The sequence below is a fragment of the Acidaminobacter hydrogenoformans DSM 2784 genome (genome assembly GCF_900103005.1).
GTDB classification, from domain to species: domain Bacteria; phylum Bacillota; class Clostridia; order Peptostreptococcales; family Acidaminobacteraceae; genus Acidaminobacter; species Acidaminobacter hydrogenoformans.
Genome location: NZ_FMWL01000012.1, coordinates 1 through 17,156, shown reverse-complemented (window position 1 = coordinate 17,156; position 17,156 = coordinate 1). Strand labels below are relative to the sequence as shown.

12 protein-coding genes are annotated in these 17,156 nt (G+C 38.6%); 5 read left to right on the top strand and 7 right to left on the bottom strand.

The features are described 5' to 3' along the window. Positions 1-1,117: 1,117 nt before the first annotated feature. Entirely contained in the window at positions 1,118-2,833 is a 1,716-nt protein-coding gene (locus tag BLP63_RS10945) for a urocanate hydratase (protein WP_092591483.1), read from the bottom strand. 966 nt (positions 2,834-3,799) lie between these two features. On the opposite strand from BLP63_RS10945, the gene BLP63_RS10940 reads away from it, so the two are divergent. The 3 genes from BLP63_RS10940 to BLP63_RS10930 are packed head-to-tail and all read left to right on the top strand — an operon-like array spanning position 3,800 to position 5,370. Then, positions 3,800-3,994 (top strand): hypothetical protein, encoded by a 195-nt coding sequence (locus tag BLP63_RS10940; protein WP_092591481.1) that lies wholly within the window; start codon positions 3,800-3,802, stop codon positions 3,992-3,994. Positions 3,995-3,997: 3 nt separating this feature from the next. Next, positions 3,998-4,441 carry a hypothetical protein gene (locus BLP63_RS10935; RefSeq protein ID WP_092591479.1) on the top strand — a complete coding sequence of 148 codons (444 nt, stop codon included), beginning with the start codon at positions 3,998-4,000 and terminating at the stop codon, positions 4,439-4,441. Between the two features lie 5 nt (positions 4,442-4,446). Continuing rightward, the gene (locus tag BLP63_RS10930; RefSeq protein ID WP_139159812.1) at positions 4,447-5,370 is read left to right on the top strand and encodes an IS1634 family transposase; all 924 of its coding nucleotides are present in this window, start codon (positions 4,447-4,449) and stop codon (positions 5,368-5,370) included. 362 nt (positions 5,371-5,732) lie between these two features. On the opposite strand, the gene BLP63_RS10925 is transcribed toward BLP63_RS10930, so the two are convergent. Then, positions 5,733-7,280, bottom strand: a complete 1,548-nt coding sequence (locus BLP63_RS10925) for an HAL/PAL/TAL family ammonia-lyase (protein ID WP_170829417.1) — start codon at positions 7,278-7,280, stop codon at positions 5,733-5,735. Between the two features lie 65 nt (positions 7,281-7,345). Continuing rightward, positions 7,346-8,923, bottom strand: coding sequence for a BCCT family transporter (locus BLP63_RS10920; RefSeq protein WP_092591475.1), 1,578 nt, complete (start codon positions 8,921-8,923; stop codon positions 7,346-7,348). Positions 8,924-9,325: 402 nt separating this feature from the next. On the opposite strand from BLP63_RS10920, the gene BLP63_RS10915 reads away from it, so the two are divergent. Next, the gene (locus BLP63_RS10915) at positions 9,326-11,011 is read left to right on the top strand and encodes a sigma-54 interaction domain-containing protein (RefSeq protein WP_242870885.1); all 1,686 of its coding nucleotides are present in this window, start codon (positions 9,326-9,328) and stop codon (positions 11,009-11,011) included. 187 nt (positions 11,012-11,198) lie between these two features. Here the strand turns inward: BLP63_RS10915 and BLP63_RS10910 are convergent, their stop codons facing one another. Together BLP63_RS10910 and BLP63_RS10905 are read right to left on the bottom strand one after the other, a co-directional pair. Beyond that, entirely contained in the window at positions 11,199-12,629 is a 1,431-nt protein-coding gene (locus tag BLP63_RS10910) for a recombinase family protein (RefSeq protein ID WP_092591473.1), read from the bottom strand. After that, positions 12,526-13,752, bottom strand: coding sequence for a recombinase family protein (locus BLP63_RS10905; protein WP_092591471.1), 1,227 nt, complete (start codon positions 13,750-13,752; stop codon positions 12,526-12,528). Before BLP63_RS10905 ends, BLP63_RS10910 begins: the two co-directional genes overlap by 104 nt. Positions 13,753-14,041: 289 nt before the next feature. Between BLP63_RS10905 and BLP63_RS10900 the strand changes: the two genes are divergently transcribed. Next, complete coding sequence (locus BLP63_RS10900; RefSeq protein ID WP_092591469.1) at positions 14,042-14,872, top strand: recombinase zinc beta ribbon domain-containing protein; 831 nt, start codon at positions 14,042-14,044, stop codon at positions 14,870-14,872. A 383-nt stretch (positions 14,873-15,255) separates the two neighbouring features. Here the strand turns inward: BLP63_RS10900 and BLP63_RS10895 are convergent, their stop codons facing one another. Next, entirely contained in the window at positions 15,256-16,773 is a 1,518-nt protein-coding gene (locus tag BLP63_RS10895; RefSeq protein WP_242870884.1) for a tripartite tricarboxylate transporter permease, read from the bottom strand. A 139-nt stretch (positions 16,774-16,912) separates the two neighbouring features. Continuing rightward, on the bottom strand, positions 16,913-17,156 hold a 244-nt coding region (locus BLP63_RS10890; protein ID WP_242870883.1), incomplete at its 5' end, for a hypothetical protein.

Sequence of the window (17,156 nt, the reverse complement as noted above, 5' to 3'; positions counted from 1 at the left end):
TCCTGTCTTCATCATCTGACCTTGATCCATGAGCATAGTATGTTGAACGATGAAGTCCATTCAATGATGCAACACACATAGGATAACTAATTACTGCACAATATCGATGATATCGAAGGTGGTGTGATTCATGAGTACTACAGAATACATGTCATATTAACAGTCAGCTTAGAGCCGCCAAAGAGGGAGTAAGCATAAGTGTAGATTTAGATTTCATACTGTGATCCATTTCGCTTCTAAAGATTATACTGATTCCGAAATTGTATAATAAGCCTCTTCACACCAGACGTCGCAAGCTGCTGGAGGCCGGATCGACCTATCTCAATGTAAAATCTCCTCGTTAACCGTTTTAGTCGTATCCAATTGCCATCAATAAGTTGCTTGAAACGCCGCGTGGAAACGACTAGTTGAATCCCACTTTGTTTTCTGATGACCCTGAGCTGCTTGAGATCATATTCATTTGAGAAACCAAAAAAGATTTTGATTTTTGCTGATGTGACACCAAACCCAAGAAGACGCTTCAGATGCAGTCCAGCAATTTCCACAAGGATAGCTTCAAAGACTCGCATGACTATGTCCACAGACTTTCAAGGCCTAATAGAATTCTAAGACATGCCAATGATACTATATCTCAACGGAGGTTGGTGACTTACTTATCAATACGTTAAACACCAGGAGCCTAATATATTTAGCAGTTGACAAAGCCATGTGCTAGGACTTTTCCAGACAGATCGTTTAACCACATATTAGCAGTCCTACCCGCTGATAAATTCAAATGCCTCCTGGCAATCGCTACCCCTACCCACACCTGCGAACTGATCATTTACGATGACGTTCAAACCATTTGTTAGCACATCAAGGAAGCTTAGGCTGCTACCTGCGCAGGTCATTATTTGAGTAGCAATTTTCAAAAATCTGACTTGCTTATCTACATGTTTCAATTTGATTGCTCATTTCTAACCATCTTAAATTATGTCATTTTTTGTTATATATATTTATTTATGGCTACATGTATCATTGCATTTCAATAAATAGACCGACGATGCATGCACATCGTCGGTCATGATTAATGAACCAACGAGATCAGCATATCATTGTTTAAGTTGCTTTATTCAGACTATCTCGGCGGCATCCCAGACGGACCAAATGTAACTTTGTCCGCTGGTTCCCACCAGAGTGGCACTTTAATGCTGTCCGTGGTCAACTTGCCTCTGCCACTGCAAACGTCCTTAGCAGTCTGATAACCCGCCTGAGCGTGACGAATGACACCTATTCCTGAGTCGACTGTTAAGGAAGCCTCAAGACGGAGGTCTGCCTCTTCCGTGCCATCTGCAATCATGGTGACGCCGGTGTGAACCGCTTCACCCATGGAGTAGTTCGCCTGGATGGCGATGAGGTCGCAGCCCGCCGCGCAGTTGAGGAGGCCGTTTAGGTAAGGCCAATCGGAGATCAGATCACCGCCGTCCAGCATATTTTCTGACTCAAAGGTAGGGTTTACAATGGATCCTGAATCGAGGTTATCTCTGGAGAACGCCACAGGACCCTTGACTTCGTCTTTCTTGATGAGGTCGTTGACTGCAAGTCCAAAGCGTTTACGCTGACCGAAGCCCATGTAGCAGATTCTTGCAGGGAGCGCTTCAATAGGCAAGTTCTTTCTGGCCAGCTTGATCCAGCGCTCTACGAGAGGATCGCCGGCGCAAATTTCAAGGGCAAGGTCGTCGAGGCGGGCGAGGTCGGAGGCTTCACCGGAGGTGCAGATCCATCGAAACGGACCGCGGCCTTCGCAGAAGAGCGGGCGAATGTATTCAGAGACAAAGCCCGGAATCTGCTTCGCTTCCTCAGACGACATGCCTGCATCCATACACTCCTTGCGGATGCTGGTGCCATACTCGAAAACTTCGACGCCCTTCTTGGAGAACGCGATCATAGCGCGCAGCTGCTTTTGCATGGACGCCCGAGCATCCGCGAGGTAAGCTTTTCTGTCGCGGGCACGATACTCGTCTGCTTGCTCACCCGTATAACCGGACGGGATATAGGAAATTGGATCATGGCACGGGCACATTTCGCTGACAATGTCCGGCTGGAAGCCCTTTTCATAGGCCTCCCAGAAGATCTCCGCCGCATTGCCCACGACACCAATCGATAACGGCTTCTTAGCCGCGGCATGCTCTTCCGCGATTTTTCTCGCCTCATCAAAGGAATGCACCATTATATCCATGTAGTTCTTGTCTATTCTTCGCTGAATGACGCGCTCGTCTGCGTCGACTATGATCGCGACGCCGCCGTGCATCTTCATGGCCCAGCTTTGGTTTCCGCCCATGCCGCCCGCGCCGGCTGTTAGATAAATCCTTCCGACGAGATCATTGTCGAATCGCTTAATTGCAATGGCGGACAAGGTCTCAAAGGTCCCCTGAATAACCCCTTGTGTCCCGATGTATTCCCAAGGAGCCGCCGTATAGTTAGCAAACATGGTGAGGTTTTTGTCCTGAAGGTCGTAAAAAGTTTCCCAAGTGGCTTTCATGATATTGGTGGTCGCCATAACGACGCGCGGCGCAAGCTTGTGCGTTTTAAAGATCGCAACCGGCATTCCGGACTGAACGACTAAAGTTTCATTGTCCTCCAACTCTTTGAGAGACTGGACGATCGCATGATAGGACTCCCAGTTTCTCGCGCACTTGCCGTTTCCGCCGTAAATGACGAGAAGCTCAGGAATTTCAGCGTTCTCCATATTGTTTTCAAGCATTCTGAGTATAGTTTCCTGCTTCCAGCCTTTGCAACGAAGCGTATCCCCGCGCTGTGCCTTTACCGAAAAAAGAATTTCTGTATTTGCCATTGAAAGTTCCTCCTTTGTTTAATCATATATATTTTAAGATGCTTGTATTGCCTACCTAACTATATAAGCAAGAGAGGTGCCAACTTTGAACTTAATTAGCTAATATTCTTGAAAGTGTTGAAATTACTGATGAAGTATTTTATATTATTCTATAGTAAAAATGCAGTTAAAAATGAAAAGCGGTGTAATGTATAATTTTATTACACCTTGCTATCCAAACAATATGAAAATATCCGTAAAATTTTCTACACCATGTACAAAAATCATACACACATCTAACTCATTAATTTTCAATATTAAAGAACTTGTTAAATGAACTTAATAAATAGGTAAGTTTGGATTTTCTATAATTGCTATAATTTACATTCCCAAAGTCCATTTGTTGCAAATTTCATATGCGATGAGTGAAGTGTCAATTTTGCTCTAACTCCTATAGTTACAAACCAACTACCGAAAATTCGTCTGGTAATGTAATGATAGGTAAACAGGATAAAGCTGATGCTCTACACTACAGGTGTCGGAGGATGAAGGTAATGAAAAATTTGTAATTGCATTTAAGCCTTTTTTGGAGTTAGAGAAGTGATCATACAGAACTGTTAGATAGCATTTGAACAACTTAATGATTGCACTAAAATAGATACCGATACAGATGATCTTCATCAAGAATTTCATCAGTTGTCGAAGCTTGACGAAATACAATCTCAAAAAACGCACTAACGCTATGAGTCAATTACAATGGAAATATTTACCTTAATTTTAAATTGAAAAGCATACAAAGGCATCAAATCGTGCTATCCCTATTCAAACTGAAAAATTGAGGCGAGACAGACAAAGTTGAAGTTATACACTTATAGAATTTATTTGAGATTTTGAGACTTAAACAAGGGGGATTAATTGAGTTTGACGAAAGGTTCTGGATGGTGCCGATTGATTCTGTTGGTAAAACCATTTTAGGAGCGTGAGCCCATGCTGCTGAACCAACAGATTACAGCGGTCAACATGTCCAATTTACCCATCATATATAAACTCTGCCGAATGGCAAAAATCATGGAAACAGTCAACGCTGAAGTCAACTGGAGGCTTGAAAATACAAAGGTTTCGCCAGGGTTCTTAATCGAATCGCTGGTCATCAGTACCTTGTCATGCAGAAAGCCCCTGTAGAAGATGCACGAATTCTGGACTCAGGATGATCTTGATTTCATTTATCCCGAGTTAGGCTTGGAAGAAAAATGGCTAAGTGATGATGCGTACGCTCGAGCCCATGACAAATTTAGCGACATTAGAATGGGCCATCTCGTCAGCAAGATCTCCATGGAGATGCTCAAAATGCATGATCTGAGCCTTGAAAGTGTTCACCTCGATACTACCTCAAAATCCGTTCAAGGTGTTTATGAAGATGACGCGGAAGGCAACTTTCATATCACCTATGGTTATTCCAAAGACAAACAGCCAGATTTAAAACAATATAAGATTGGCTGTGCCGATCAACAAAACGGACTGGTGGTTATGGGCGACATCATAGCCGGCAATCATTCTGACAACCAATGGAATCCAAGCGCCATCAAGTTAATGAGTAGTTTTTTTAGGGGAAAGGCTATCGCGAGGTAACATTTATTGGAGATAGCGCTACAGTCGCCTCTTATGAAAGCTTAAAACAACTTGCAGGTCTCAAATTTATTTCGAGATTGCCTGAAACTTTCGGAATTGCTGAAGAGCTCAAAAGAGAAGCTTTTGAGAAAAATAGCTTTTTGAGTGCCGTTAAAATGGCTGCCAAAGAAACTTCAGCAGACTATCAGGTTGCCGGGTTTGTCAGGGAGTTCGATGGTTACACCTATCGATTTATTGTCGTTCACTCAAGTGCTCTTGAAACACGAAAAGAGAATACACAAAAGCGCAGTATTGAAAAAGCTCTAACTTCGATGACCAAGAAAACTGCAAAGCTTGAGAAAGAACCGTTTGCCTGCGAACCAGATGCACTTGGTGCCCTTCAGGCACTCAAGCGCGAGGTTGAAAATAAGGGCTTTAAGTGTGGTGGTCATGTTGAAACGCGTAAGTTCAAGTCCTATTCAAAACGAGGCCGTCCAGAGCAAACCGACGAGGGCTCGGTGGAAGTGACCTACCATGCCGTCATTGAGATTTTAGGGCCTGACGAAGCCTTGTACCAGCAGAAGCTAAAAGAAGATTCAACGTTTGTTCTGATTACATCCGTGCTTGATGAAAAGGTGCTTTCGAATGTTGAAGTTCTAAGGGAATACAAACATCAGAACAGTGTAGAGGAAGCCTTTAGATTTCTTAAAAGTCCCGTTTATCTGGGACAGACTCTTCTCAACCGAAGAGAACGGGTTGAGGCAATGGGCTATGTCTTCATTTTAGTGCTGATGATCGCCTGCTATTTACAGTTTCGCGTGAGAAAGGCCTTGGAAGAGAAAAACGAATATGTGCTCGATCCCGGAAACAAGAAAAATACCAGACCGTCGATAAAACGTATCTTTGAGATCCTCGAAGATGTCCTTGTCATGATCACACCACAGGGCTGATATTTTCCAGCCAACATTAATCCAAGAATCCTTAAAATGATTGAATGGACGGGGTTTGATCCAAGAATTTATCTGAAAATTATACCTCAAATGGATTTAAATACAATTGGTGTTTTCTGACATGCAGATAACGAGATATAAATAACTGATCATTAGAGGACGTATAGAAAATATCTATTTCAAAAAAAACCTCCATCAGATTGAAAGGTCACAATTGATGGAGGTTTCATAATGGAAAAACCGTGTTCTAAGTCCTAAAGTCAGTATTTATTAATCAAAACTTGCCTCAAAGTTAGTTTTTCAAATAGTTACAACTTCATTCAGCAAGCCCTTTTAAAAAATCAAGAATAAACACTTAGCAACTAAAATTCTAATGTTCCAACAACACTTTCAACAATTTCAACTAGCTTACCAGAGTTGATAATCTTTTTAATTTCTTCAATGTATGGATTTAAGAATGTATCTTCATCAATTATCGGAACCACTTTTCCAAGCTCTAATAAGATTGTCTTTGACACAGTTCCAGGTTCTACCTCAATATCCATAAATTGATGTGCTTGATAAACTGATAGTAATTCAATAGCTAATATATAATCAAGAAATTCAGAAATTTTTAAAGCTTTTTTTGATGAATTATATCCCATCGCAACATAGTCTTCTTGACCGCCACATGTTGGAATATTATCAATACAGGATGGCTGACACATCATTTTCATATCATTCAACAAACCAGCTTGTGTATATTGTGTCATCATCATTCCACAATTAAGTCCTGGATTTTTTATTAAAAACCATGGAAATTCAGAAAGATTACTATCAAGCAATCTGTAACTTCTTCTTTCTGACATTTTTGCAATCATGGTCGCCCCTATACTTGCCGAATCCAGTTCAAGTCCAACATAGGATGAATCACAATTACACCCTGAAATAGATTCTCCATCGTCTCCCTCAGGCCAAATTATTGGGTTATCACAGCATGAATTCATTTCTACATTTAAAGTTCTATGTGCATCTTTTAAAGTTTTTATCACTGATCCATGAAGCTGTGAAATGCTTCTCAAAGAAAGAGCATCTTGAATTCTGTAATCAACATACTTCCTACATATTTGCGAATCCTCAAGAATCTTTCTTATATTTTTAGCTACTTTTTCTTGCTCTTCATGGGGACGAACACTCATTAATCTCTCATCGAATGCTCTTGTTGTTCCTTTTAATACTTCAAGAGACATTGAACTAATTACAATAGCTGCTTTGGCTGAATTAATCATGTCGTACAACGCAATCAGGCCTAATGCTGTAACAGCAGTTGTTGATGATGTTAAAACCAATCCTTCTTTAGCGGAAAGTTTTATAGGTTTTAACCCTGCCAGTTTTAATGCTCTCTTTGCACTCATTAATTTACCCTTGTAATAAGTTTTACCTTCTCCAATTAAATTTAGAGCTAGATGAGCTTCTACAGTTAAATAGCCTACTGAACCTTCTTTTGGAACATAAGGTGTTAGATGAATATTCAAAAACTTACGATACATATCAATTGTACTTAATCTTGCTCCTGTATATCCTGTACCAACATTCAGCAAAACCATAAGCATAATTCCTCTAACTTGTTCAATAGTTAAGGGATCACCAACCGATGTAGCACAACTTAAAACAACTCTTTTAGAAAGTTCTGAAGCATTTTCTTTTGATATTGCCTCTTTGCAAAGAATCCCAAATCCTGTAGTGGTTCCATAAATTACACGTTCTTCCTCGGTCCATTTTTCGACTAGACTACTGGCTTTATTTACGCGCTCACAATAATTATTTGAAAATTCAACTTTCTTATTCCTCCTGCAAACATCAAGAAAAGCTTCAATATTAATTTTTCCGTCTAAAATCAATGTTTCTACTTCGCTTTCTAACTCTCTCACAATTTCCTCCTAATGTATGTTTTTTTAGTAGTGCTCATTGTATGTTTTAAATATTCCAAAGATATTCATCCCACTTTTTCCACTTCATTACACGAAAGCACGTTTTCTTTTTCAAATTCTGACTTATCATAATCAGACTTATAAATTAATTTATAAATTATACCAGTCATCATCAAAAATTCAATAATTAGTATTGGGAATCCTGATAAAGCCATAACGACCTTTGTTCCGTCAATACCGCCATTAAGTATAAAAATATATGCTGTCAATCCAATAAATACACCCCAAAAAACTTTGATCGATAAGGGTGCTTCTTTGACTCCGGTACCATCTTTTAAAGACATTAATGCAACAGAAGATGTCATTGAGTCAGCTAATGTAACAAATGATAATGCTATTGTTAAAATTATTATTGGTCGTAACAATGCTGCCATAGGAAGAAATTCAAATATTTTTAACATGATACTTTCCATTCCTTCTGTGTTTAGGAAGGTGTATGCATCAAACACACCTGTTAACTGAAGATCTAAGACGAATCCACCGAACGCGCCAAACCATATGATCCCAAATCCAGCAGGTAGGATGAGGTTTATCAAAATGAATTCTCTAATCGTTCTACCATAGCTAATTCTAGCTAAAAACAATCCCACAATAGGTCCGAACGCTAACCAATCTGCAAGAAAATACATATCCCACCATTGAGGCCACATATCAGTATTCCTAGGTGATGTAAATGTCGAAATACTAATAAATTCATCGACAAACTTCCCAAATCCTTGCAATGTTAGGTCCGAAATATACTTTGTGGGTCCAAAAGCAATTACTATTAATAAAAGTCCAATAAATATCCACGCATTCTTATCACTCAGCCATTTGATTCCTTTATTCAAACCCGATGCACTTGATATGGTATAACTTACAATTATTACAATCGCTATAACTGCCCAAACAGTGTAACTAGGTTGAAGCCCAATAGTATACTGTAGACCTTTGCCTATCTGCATGATACCTGCTCCCAGCGCGCCTGAAACACCACCTACAATTGCTATCAATGTAAGTGCGTCGACTGTACCTGCTACAAGTGGAGACATTGCTCTTTCTCCAAGTAACGGATAAAGTCCTGAACTAACTTTAAACGGTTTATTCATATTGTAAACTGCATAACTAATTGCCAATCCTGCTATGGCATAAATTGCATAAGGTGTAATAGACCAATGATAAAATGATCTTGTTATTGCAAACATTATTGCCTCATCTGATCCCGGAACAGCGACTATACCTTGAGGAACTGAATATGTATGCATAAGTGGTTCGACGGCCCCATAAAACATAATGCCAGTTCCAATTCCTGCACATAATGCTATCGCCCAATAATTCCATCTAGTTAACTCAGGTTTAGCTTCTTTGCCCCCAAATCTGATCTTACTTACTGGATGAAAACAAATTCCAAGTAGAAACAATACAAAAATTAAACAACCTATGTTTAATGTGAATCCAAAGTTATTCATTACGTATGCAAATATTCCCCACAAAGTACTAATAAATAATTCTTGATTAAATAGTCCAATTATTATAAGAGTAGTAAATAGGATTACGGGGGCGGCGATTACTCCTATTCGATATTTTTCAGTGAATTTGAACATTTTTTCATACCTCCACTCATTTTGATTATCTTCTGTTTTAGTAACTTCAACTTAACAAATTTTTAATGTTCTTTGACATTGATCAATAGCTTAAGATAACTTTAAAACTTGTAAATTTTTGACCCTCGTCAGGATCACTTAAGTATATGAAAATTTTTGAAGTCCGGACACGTAAATTATATAAGCAATCTTCGTGCCAAACTTCTTACTAACCTTATATTTGTTATAAATTAGAATTTTCTCAATTTTGGATCATATTAATTCTGTTGTTCCAGAGACAACAAATGCTTTTACCGCAAAATGATTATGCGCATTGCAAAATCATTTTGCATTATTTTTGATTAATATATATTACTATGTTAGAATCAAAATGATTGTTAAATCAAACGGGTGGTGTTCAAGTTGCTATTTGATCTAAATATAATTATGAATGAGAATGAAAAAATTTTAGATTTTCAATGGGAAAACAAATACCTTGAAAAACTCTATTCATCTTACTGGATGGAATATATTAACCATTCACTACATGATATTTTTGAATTTCGTTTACAAAAGGACACAACATATTTATATTGGAAAAGCGAACGTTTTAAATTTCAAAAGATAAAAACTTCTCGTGATAGTATTAATCTCTTATTGAAGCAAGATAATGATCATTTATCCCTTTTAAAAGGCGCTCTTGATCGTATTAACTACGGAGTGCAAATTTACGATAAAAATGCATGTTCAGTTTATTTCAATATTGAAAGCAGAAAAATTTCCGAAATACCCGAAGATCTCCAGACTGAAGGTTTGCATCTTCTTGATCTTTATGATTATTCACCTGAATTGAGCACTGTTATGACTTGTTTGAAAAATGCTGCACCGGTTATTAATCGCTTTTATAACTTTAAAACAAAATCTGGTATAAACATTACGACAATTAATACTGCTTATCCAGTGTTTCATCAAAATGAATTAATTGGTTCAGTCACTATTGAATATGATTATCAACATATAATTGCTTCAATTAAAAAGCTTGAAGAAGCCCTAACTCTTATGCGATCCGCACCGAGAAACACCATTGAAAATTCTTCACAAACGAAAAAAAACACTCAATCATTCATGAGTATTATCGGGAAGGGCAAAAAAATTACTGATGCTGTTGAGTTAGCAAAAAAAGTGGCACAACAAGATTGTAATATCATGCTTGTTGGAGAAACAGGAACCGGAAAAGAAATATTTGCTCAAAGTATACACAATGCTAGTAATCGAAATCACAACAAACTATTAGCCATTAATTGCGCTGCTATTCCGGAAACCTTAATTGAAAGTCTGCTCTTCGGAGCAAAAAAAGGGGCATATACTGACGGTACTGAGCAAATCGGATACTTTGAGCAAGCAAATGGCGGTACGTTGTTCTTGGATGAACTTAATTCAATGAGCATCGGAATGCAGTCAAAAATTTTACGTGTAATACAAGAAGGGACTTTTAGAAAATTGGGTAGTAATACTGACCAATCAACTAATGTACGAATCATTTCCTCCTGTAATCAGGACCCTTTTAGATTACTTAACACAAGTACATTACGAAAGGATTTATTTTATCGTTTGTCAACAGTCGTTATCAATTTACCTCCGTTACGAGAACACAGCGAAGACGTCGAAGAGTTAGTACGATATTATATCAACCAGCAATCAACACACTATGCCAAACCTATCAAAGAAATTTCACCTGATGTACTAAACATGTTCAAACATTACAAATGGCCTGGTAACATTCGAGAACTTTTCCACATACTTGATTATGTGTTAAATGTAGTTGACGAAAAAACAATTGAGATAAATCATTTGCCACAAAATTTTAGAGAAGCATTTAATAATTTTCCGGTTTATACAAACGAAGAAAGTGATCATGTTACTTTTACATTAAGTGACTCTGTACTACTTCACACACCATTGCAAGTTTTATTGGATGAATATGAAAGCTACATAACACGAAAAGCACTGGAGCTTCACGGCTTCAATATTACTAAAACGTCATGTTCTTTAGGCATTAAAAGACAGAGTTTGCAATATAGAATAAAAAAATATGGCATCGTTTATTAACGCCTTGTCAAGCTGACTGCGTTTATATCTCAGCAGATGGCAGATTTAAAGTATTATAAAACGCGAATAATGATCGTGTAACTTATCCAATAAATAAGAGAATCAATAATTGTTGGAATCTAAATAATAGCTTGTGCATTAGAATTTTGATGTCACACTATGGCAAAATATAATAAATCAGCCAGAATCAGGAGCAGATTTTGGTTCCACAGAGGAAAACCACCCTCAGTCTACCATCTGTCTCAATCTCAATATGACTTAAAGTTTGAATCATTAATTCGTAGGACATCATGTCAATAATCCCTATCTCCCCTACCAGCCTCATAAGCTCTTTGGCTCGATAAGCCTTTAAAATATCACTCCGTTCAATAACCCCTAGCCATTCGGCCTCATACAGCTCTTTATTTTCTACGAGATGGTTCCAGGCATCTATGAAGATTTGCTTTGGATCATCACGGTTTAGTCTAGTTTGATTAATACAGTCGCACCCTGCTTTCTTCGGCTGACGATATCCGGTTCTATTCATTGAACACTCATAATAAGCTGTTCCTTTATCTATCAATCGATTTGAAACCTTGATAACAAATGAATGATTGCAATGTCCACATATTATTTTCCCTGTAAGTGGTAGTGTATCTTTGTATTTGAAACTTTGATATCGGTTCACAGAATGCTCTTCACAATATCTTTTGCGCAACTCAATTTCTAATTGTACACAATCCCAAATTTCTTTATCGACAATAGCAGGATGACTGTCTTTACAATAATATTGAGGTACCTGGCCCTGATTCTTCACTTGCCTTTTATTCATAGGATCAGGTGTTATTTGGCGCTGAAATAAAGTATCACCTGAATACTTCTCATGAGTCAGCAGCACTTGAATATGTGACGTCATCCATTTTTTACCTCGTATCAGCGGTATTTTTTCTTCATTAAGCTTATCAGCAATTCTATTGGTGCCATTTCCTGCAAGAAATTCTTTATAGATTCTTCGTATAATTACTGCTTGGTCTTCAACAATGATAACCTCTCCTGATTTGTTCTTTGAGTACCCAGTTATATTGTCCCATGCAATTGATCCGATATCTCCCTTTTCAAACTTTCTACGTTTACCCCATTTGACGTTCTCCGAGTGAGAAATGATTTCCTGCTGCGCGAGTGCTGCCAGAAGCGAAAGGAGCAGTTCGCCTTCTTTTGCTAAAGAATGCAGATTCTCTTTCTCGAAATAGACATCCACATTGAGACTTCTTAGCTCCCTTATACACTTTAAACAGTCTATTGTATTTCTTCCAAACCTCGAAATGTTTTTGGTAATGATCATGTCAATTTGACCATCTCTTGCATCCTGGAGCATCCGCATAAAAGAATCTCTATTCTTGATACTCGTGCCGGAAATCCCCTCATCGGCATAAATCCCTGCAAAGTCGTATGCCGAATTGCTTTTTATCATAGACTCGTAATAAGATATCTGAGCGAAGTAGCTATCTAGTTGTTCGTCACTATGTGACGAAACTCTACAATATGCAGCTACGCGTTTCTTGACGCTCTCCTTCTTCCTTTCTATATTCGTTAACGGGTATAAGACAGTAATTTTTTTTGGACTTACCTTTTGAACCATCTTGTGATTTCACCTCCATAATAACCATGGGTTCTGTAATTGGCGTTACCTTGTGAATCTCAAGTATTTTTTTCTCTGGTACATTAATACCAATGCAAGCGGATTTTGTATAATCTCGAAACCTGCCACAGCTCCAGTAAACTAATCCCCTGTGATTTGTCGTATGGTAGAGAGAAAACCCACAATGCGGGCATTTGAGGAGTTTTGAGAATGGATACCGGTTGCTTCGCGCTTTTCTCATCTCCTGAACCTTTTCCCAGTCCTCCCTGGATATGATTGCTGGATGATGGTCCTTCACAAAGTACTTGGGGAGTTGTCCTTTATTCTTTACTTCCTTTCCATTCTCATTAATGAATGACTTTTGCATTAAAAGATCACCACAATACTTTTCATTGGATAGTATTCTTTTAATTTTGTCTTTCCCCCAAATGTTTTTACTAAAGGTAGGAATCCCTTCTTCGCGAAATTCTCTCACAATGTCGTTAATTGATTTACCACATAAATATCTTTCATACACTTCACGGATTATCCATGCTTGATGTTCATCAATTTCGAGCTGACCTTTATCATTATTGCGATACCCTACGAGTCGATTTGCACTTATTTTTACATTTCCGCGCTTAAATCTATTTCTCCATGACAATTTATTGTTCTGAATTGTCGATTTGAGCTCTTCTTCAGCAAATGCGCCAATGATAGTTAGCATCATCTCCCCTTCTGAACTGAGAGTGTTGATGTTTTGTTCTTCGAAAATTACACCAACGCCAATGTCTTTAAGCTCACGAACGGCCTCAAGCAGCACCAGTGTATTTCGCGCAAACCGCGATATGGATTTCGTGAAGATGAGATCGATCTCTCCTGTTCTCGCCTTTGTGAGCATTTCTTGAAAACCTGGGCGATTGACATTACCGCCTGAAATGCCAGCGTCAGAGTAAACGCCTACAAATGAATAGAATTGTGAATTAGCAAACCTTCGATGGTAATACTCTGTCTGATTGCGCAAAGAATCTAACTGTTCTTCACTCGGTGTTGAAACTCGTACATATGCACAAACCCTAGTCAGGCTCGGAAGCGGCAATGGCATTTTCTTTTTAGTAATCTCTGTGACAACAGGTTTCTTCACGACATTTCACCTCCTTGTAAGCATAAAAAATTACCATACCGCTACACGTAGTAATCGCTCAGGTAAGGTAATAAGTCAAGTTATATGGAACTTAAGCCTATAATCGTCCAGATTTTGAGCATAATATAGAATAATGTAATTAGTTAGGACACGAACAGTCGACTAAAGCCAGAATTTCGACCATAAAAATCAAAAAAAAGCCCAACTGGGCGCAATTCCCATTTTGCACCCCTCAAATCAAAATTGCACCCTCCCCTTCCTTCAAATCGTTGAACATTAGGATGGGAGGGTGCATTTTATCAATTGTTGTGGATGTTTCCAGAAAAAAATAACGGTGGACTTTCTTACCAAAAAAATCAAAATCAACGAAGGCGAAGTCCCCCAGTACTACGTCCAGAACAGCCACCCTGCCATCATCTCACCGGATGAGTTTGAAGCAGTGCAGGTTGAGCTCCAAAGACGCAAGAAGCTTGGCAGGCCAAACGGCTGTCAAAACCCACTTTCTGCTAAGCTTGTCTGCTCTGAGTGTGGTGGTTACTATGGCCCTAAGGTCTGGGCCTCGAATACCACGCACCGTAAGGTCATCTGGCAGTGTAATGATAAGTATAAAGGGGTAGAAAGGTGCTCTACCCCATATGTGACAGAAGATGAAGTTAAAGAAAAATTTGTGAAAGCCTTTAACACCCTCTTCGGCGTTAAGGAAGAACTCATCAGGAACTGTGAAATCGCGATTGAACATCTTGCCGACAACAGTAAGATCGACGAGGAAATCGATAAACTGCATGACGAGATTGCAGTCGTCGTTGAAGAATCGAATAAAGCGATTTACGAAAATGCTCATAAAGCCATGAGTCAAGACGAGTGGGAAAAGCAGCATGAGGCTTACGTTGCGCGGCATGTGAAGGCTAGCGAAAGGGTTAGGGAATTAGAAGAACAGAAAAGTGAGAGGCAGAGCCGGAGCCATACGCTAAAAGGGTTTATTCGGGATCTTGAGGGCTGTGATGGGGTACTTGATGAGTTTGATGAGAGGCTCTGGACTTTGATACTTGAGAAGGTGGTAGTTAAGCAGGATGGAGAATTGAGGTTTTGTTTTAAGGATGGGACGGAGGTTGAGGGGTAAATAAAAGAGCCACTAGTTTTGTCAAGATGACTGGCTAGTGGCTTATACAGGGGATGACTAATTGAAATTCTATCGTGGCAAACTTCAAGGAGATTAACATTGTTCTCTTCACAACATTGCTGTGTTAGGACGCTGAAACCCTGTTCAGAGACTCGTTTTTCCAAATCTGTTGATTCTCATTTCTGCTGATAGTAACCAACCCCTTTCAAGATTGATAACATCAAAATCTATTTTCTCAAAATATGTGTTCTATGATTGACGCTTACTAATTGAAAGCATTAAAAAGCTCAAAATGGATTCTGGTGGTAAACTGGAATCATTCTGAGCTTTTTAAGCATATTTTGGGTTTCATCTAGTTATTAGTGTTTGAGTGAGCTTTCAAGTTAATTTTCGATTAATTCTGGAAGCATTTTTTTGCCTTTTATTAATAAGCTAACCCACGGCCAAATTATTGCAAATACCGTCATAGCGATAAGTATTAAGCTTACTGGTCTACTTAAATAGTACATTAATACATTCCCTTTAGCCATTGCAATTGAATTCATAAAACCATTTTCAGCAATTGGACCAAGTAATAATCCAAGTATTGCTGGAGCTGATGGTAAGTCAAATTTCCTCATTAAATAACCAATAAAGCCAAACACGAGCATTGTATACACATCAAAAATACTACCATTTATTGCATAAGCTCCGATTGTTGATAATACGACAATAAGAGGAGATAGCAGAGAAGTTGACAATTTAGTAACTTTAACTACATGTTTAGCTATCAAAATTCCGACTATTCCCATTAATATATTTGCGATAATGAAGCCTACAATTATTGTATATGTTACACTAGCCATTCTTGTAAACATTTGATTTCCAGGAACCATTCCATGTACTAAGAAACCTCCTAATAGGACAGAAGCAACCGCGCTTCCTGGAATTCCCAGCGTAAGCAACGGAATAACACTTCCTCCTGTAACTGCATTGTTACCAGCCTCAGAAGCACAAATCGCTTCCAATGAACCCTTCCCAAATAAATCAGAATTTTTTGATGCTTTTTTTGCTTCACTATAGCTTAACCAAGCACCAATATCACCACCTGCCCCAGGCAATATACCTACAAATATACCAATAATGGATGAACGAATCATATTAGGTAGCAGATGAACGAATTCTCTAAAGGTAGGAAGAAATTTTCCTTTCAAATTTACATTAACATCAGACTTTTTCACACGGTTAATTGTATTCTTATAGTCTTCACTTTGAATCATAACTTGTGATATTGAGAAAAGGCCAATCATAGCTGGTACTAATGAAATTCCCATTGAGAGTGCATCGCTTCCATAGGTGAAACGTAATTGACCCGTTATGGTATCAATGCCTATTGTTCCTAAAAACAAGCCAAATGCACCCATCAGGAATCCTTTAATCATCGAACCTCCTGATAATCCGCCTATGACTGTTAGTCCAAATATAGCTATTAAAAAATATTCCGGTGCACTAAAAAGTAAAGATACTTTAGATAAAAGAGGTGATATTGTTAACAGCGCGACTCCGCTTAACGCACCACCGAACATAGAAGCAACAGTGGCCATACCTATTGCTTCTAGTCCTCTTCCCTGCAATGTAAGCTCATAACCATCCATTGCGGTAGCAGCAGAAGCAGGTGTCCCGGGCGTATGAAGTAATATCGCTGATATGGATCCACCATAGAAAGCCGAAGTATAAATGGCCATCAGCATAACGAATCCAGCATATGGTTTCATTGCAAATGTAATTGGTAATAGAAGTGAAACAGCCATTGTTGCATTTAAACCTGGTAATGCACCTATCACTATGCCACCAATGACGCCAACAAACATACCAATTATAGTATCAAGCGACAACAAATTTCCAATTATTTCCATCCACATTATTCTCACCTCCTATTTTATGGTAGAAACAGTTTAAGTTGAACAACAAAAAGAAAATGGATAAATGTCAACTTCCAGAAAAAATGTGACTAAAACTCCTGCACAGGTCTCGATGCAGGAGTTTTTTGTTGTTTCCAGCCTATCCTTTTTCTTGATCAGTTGGTTGTATAAATTGAAGGATTTGGTCGTAGGATTTATCACTTTTCATAATAGCAGCGATAAGTTCATCACGCTTTAACCCATCGCGTTTGTCCATCAAATCTTTTAATGTTGCAAGCGCCGCATCGTACTTCGCCTTTGCCTTTACCACATCCAATTGGGCCTTTTCAATCTTTTGTTCCAACGCATCCATTCCAACCGTTCTCGCCATGTTTCGCATCCTC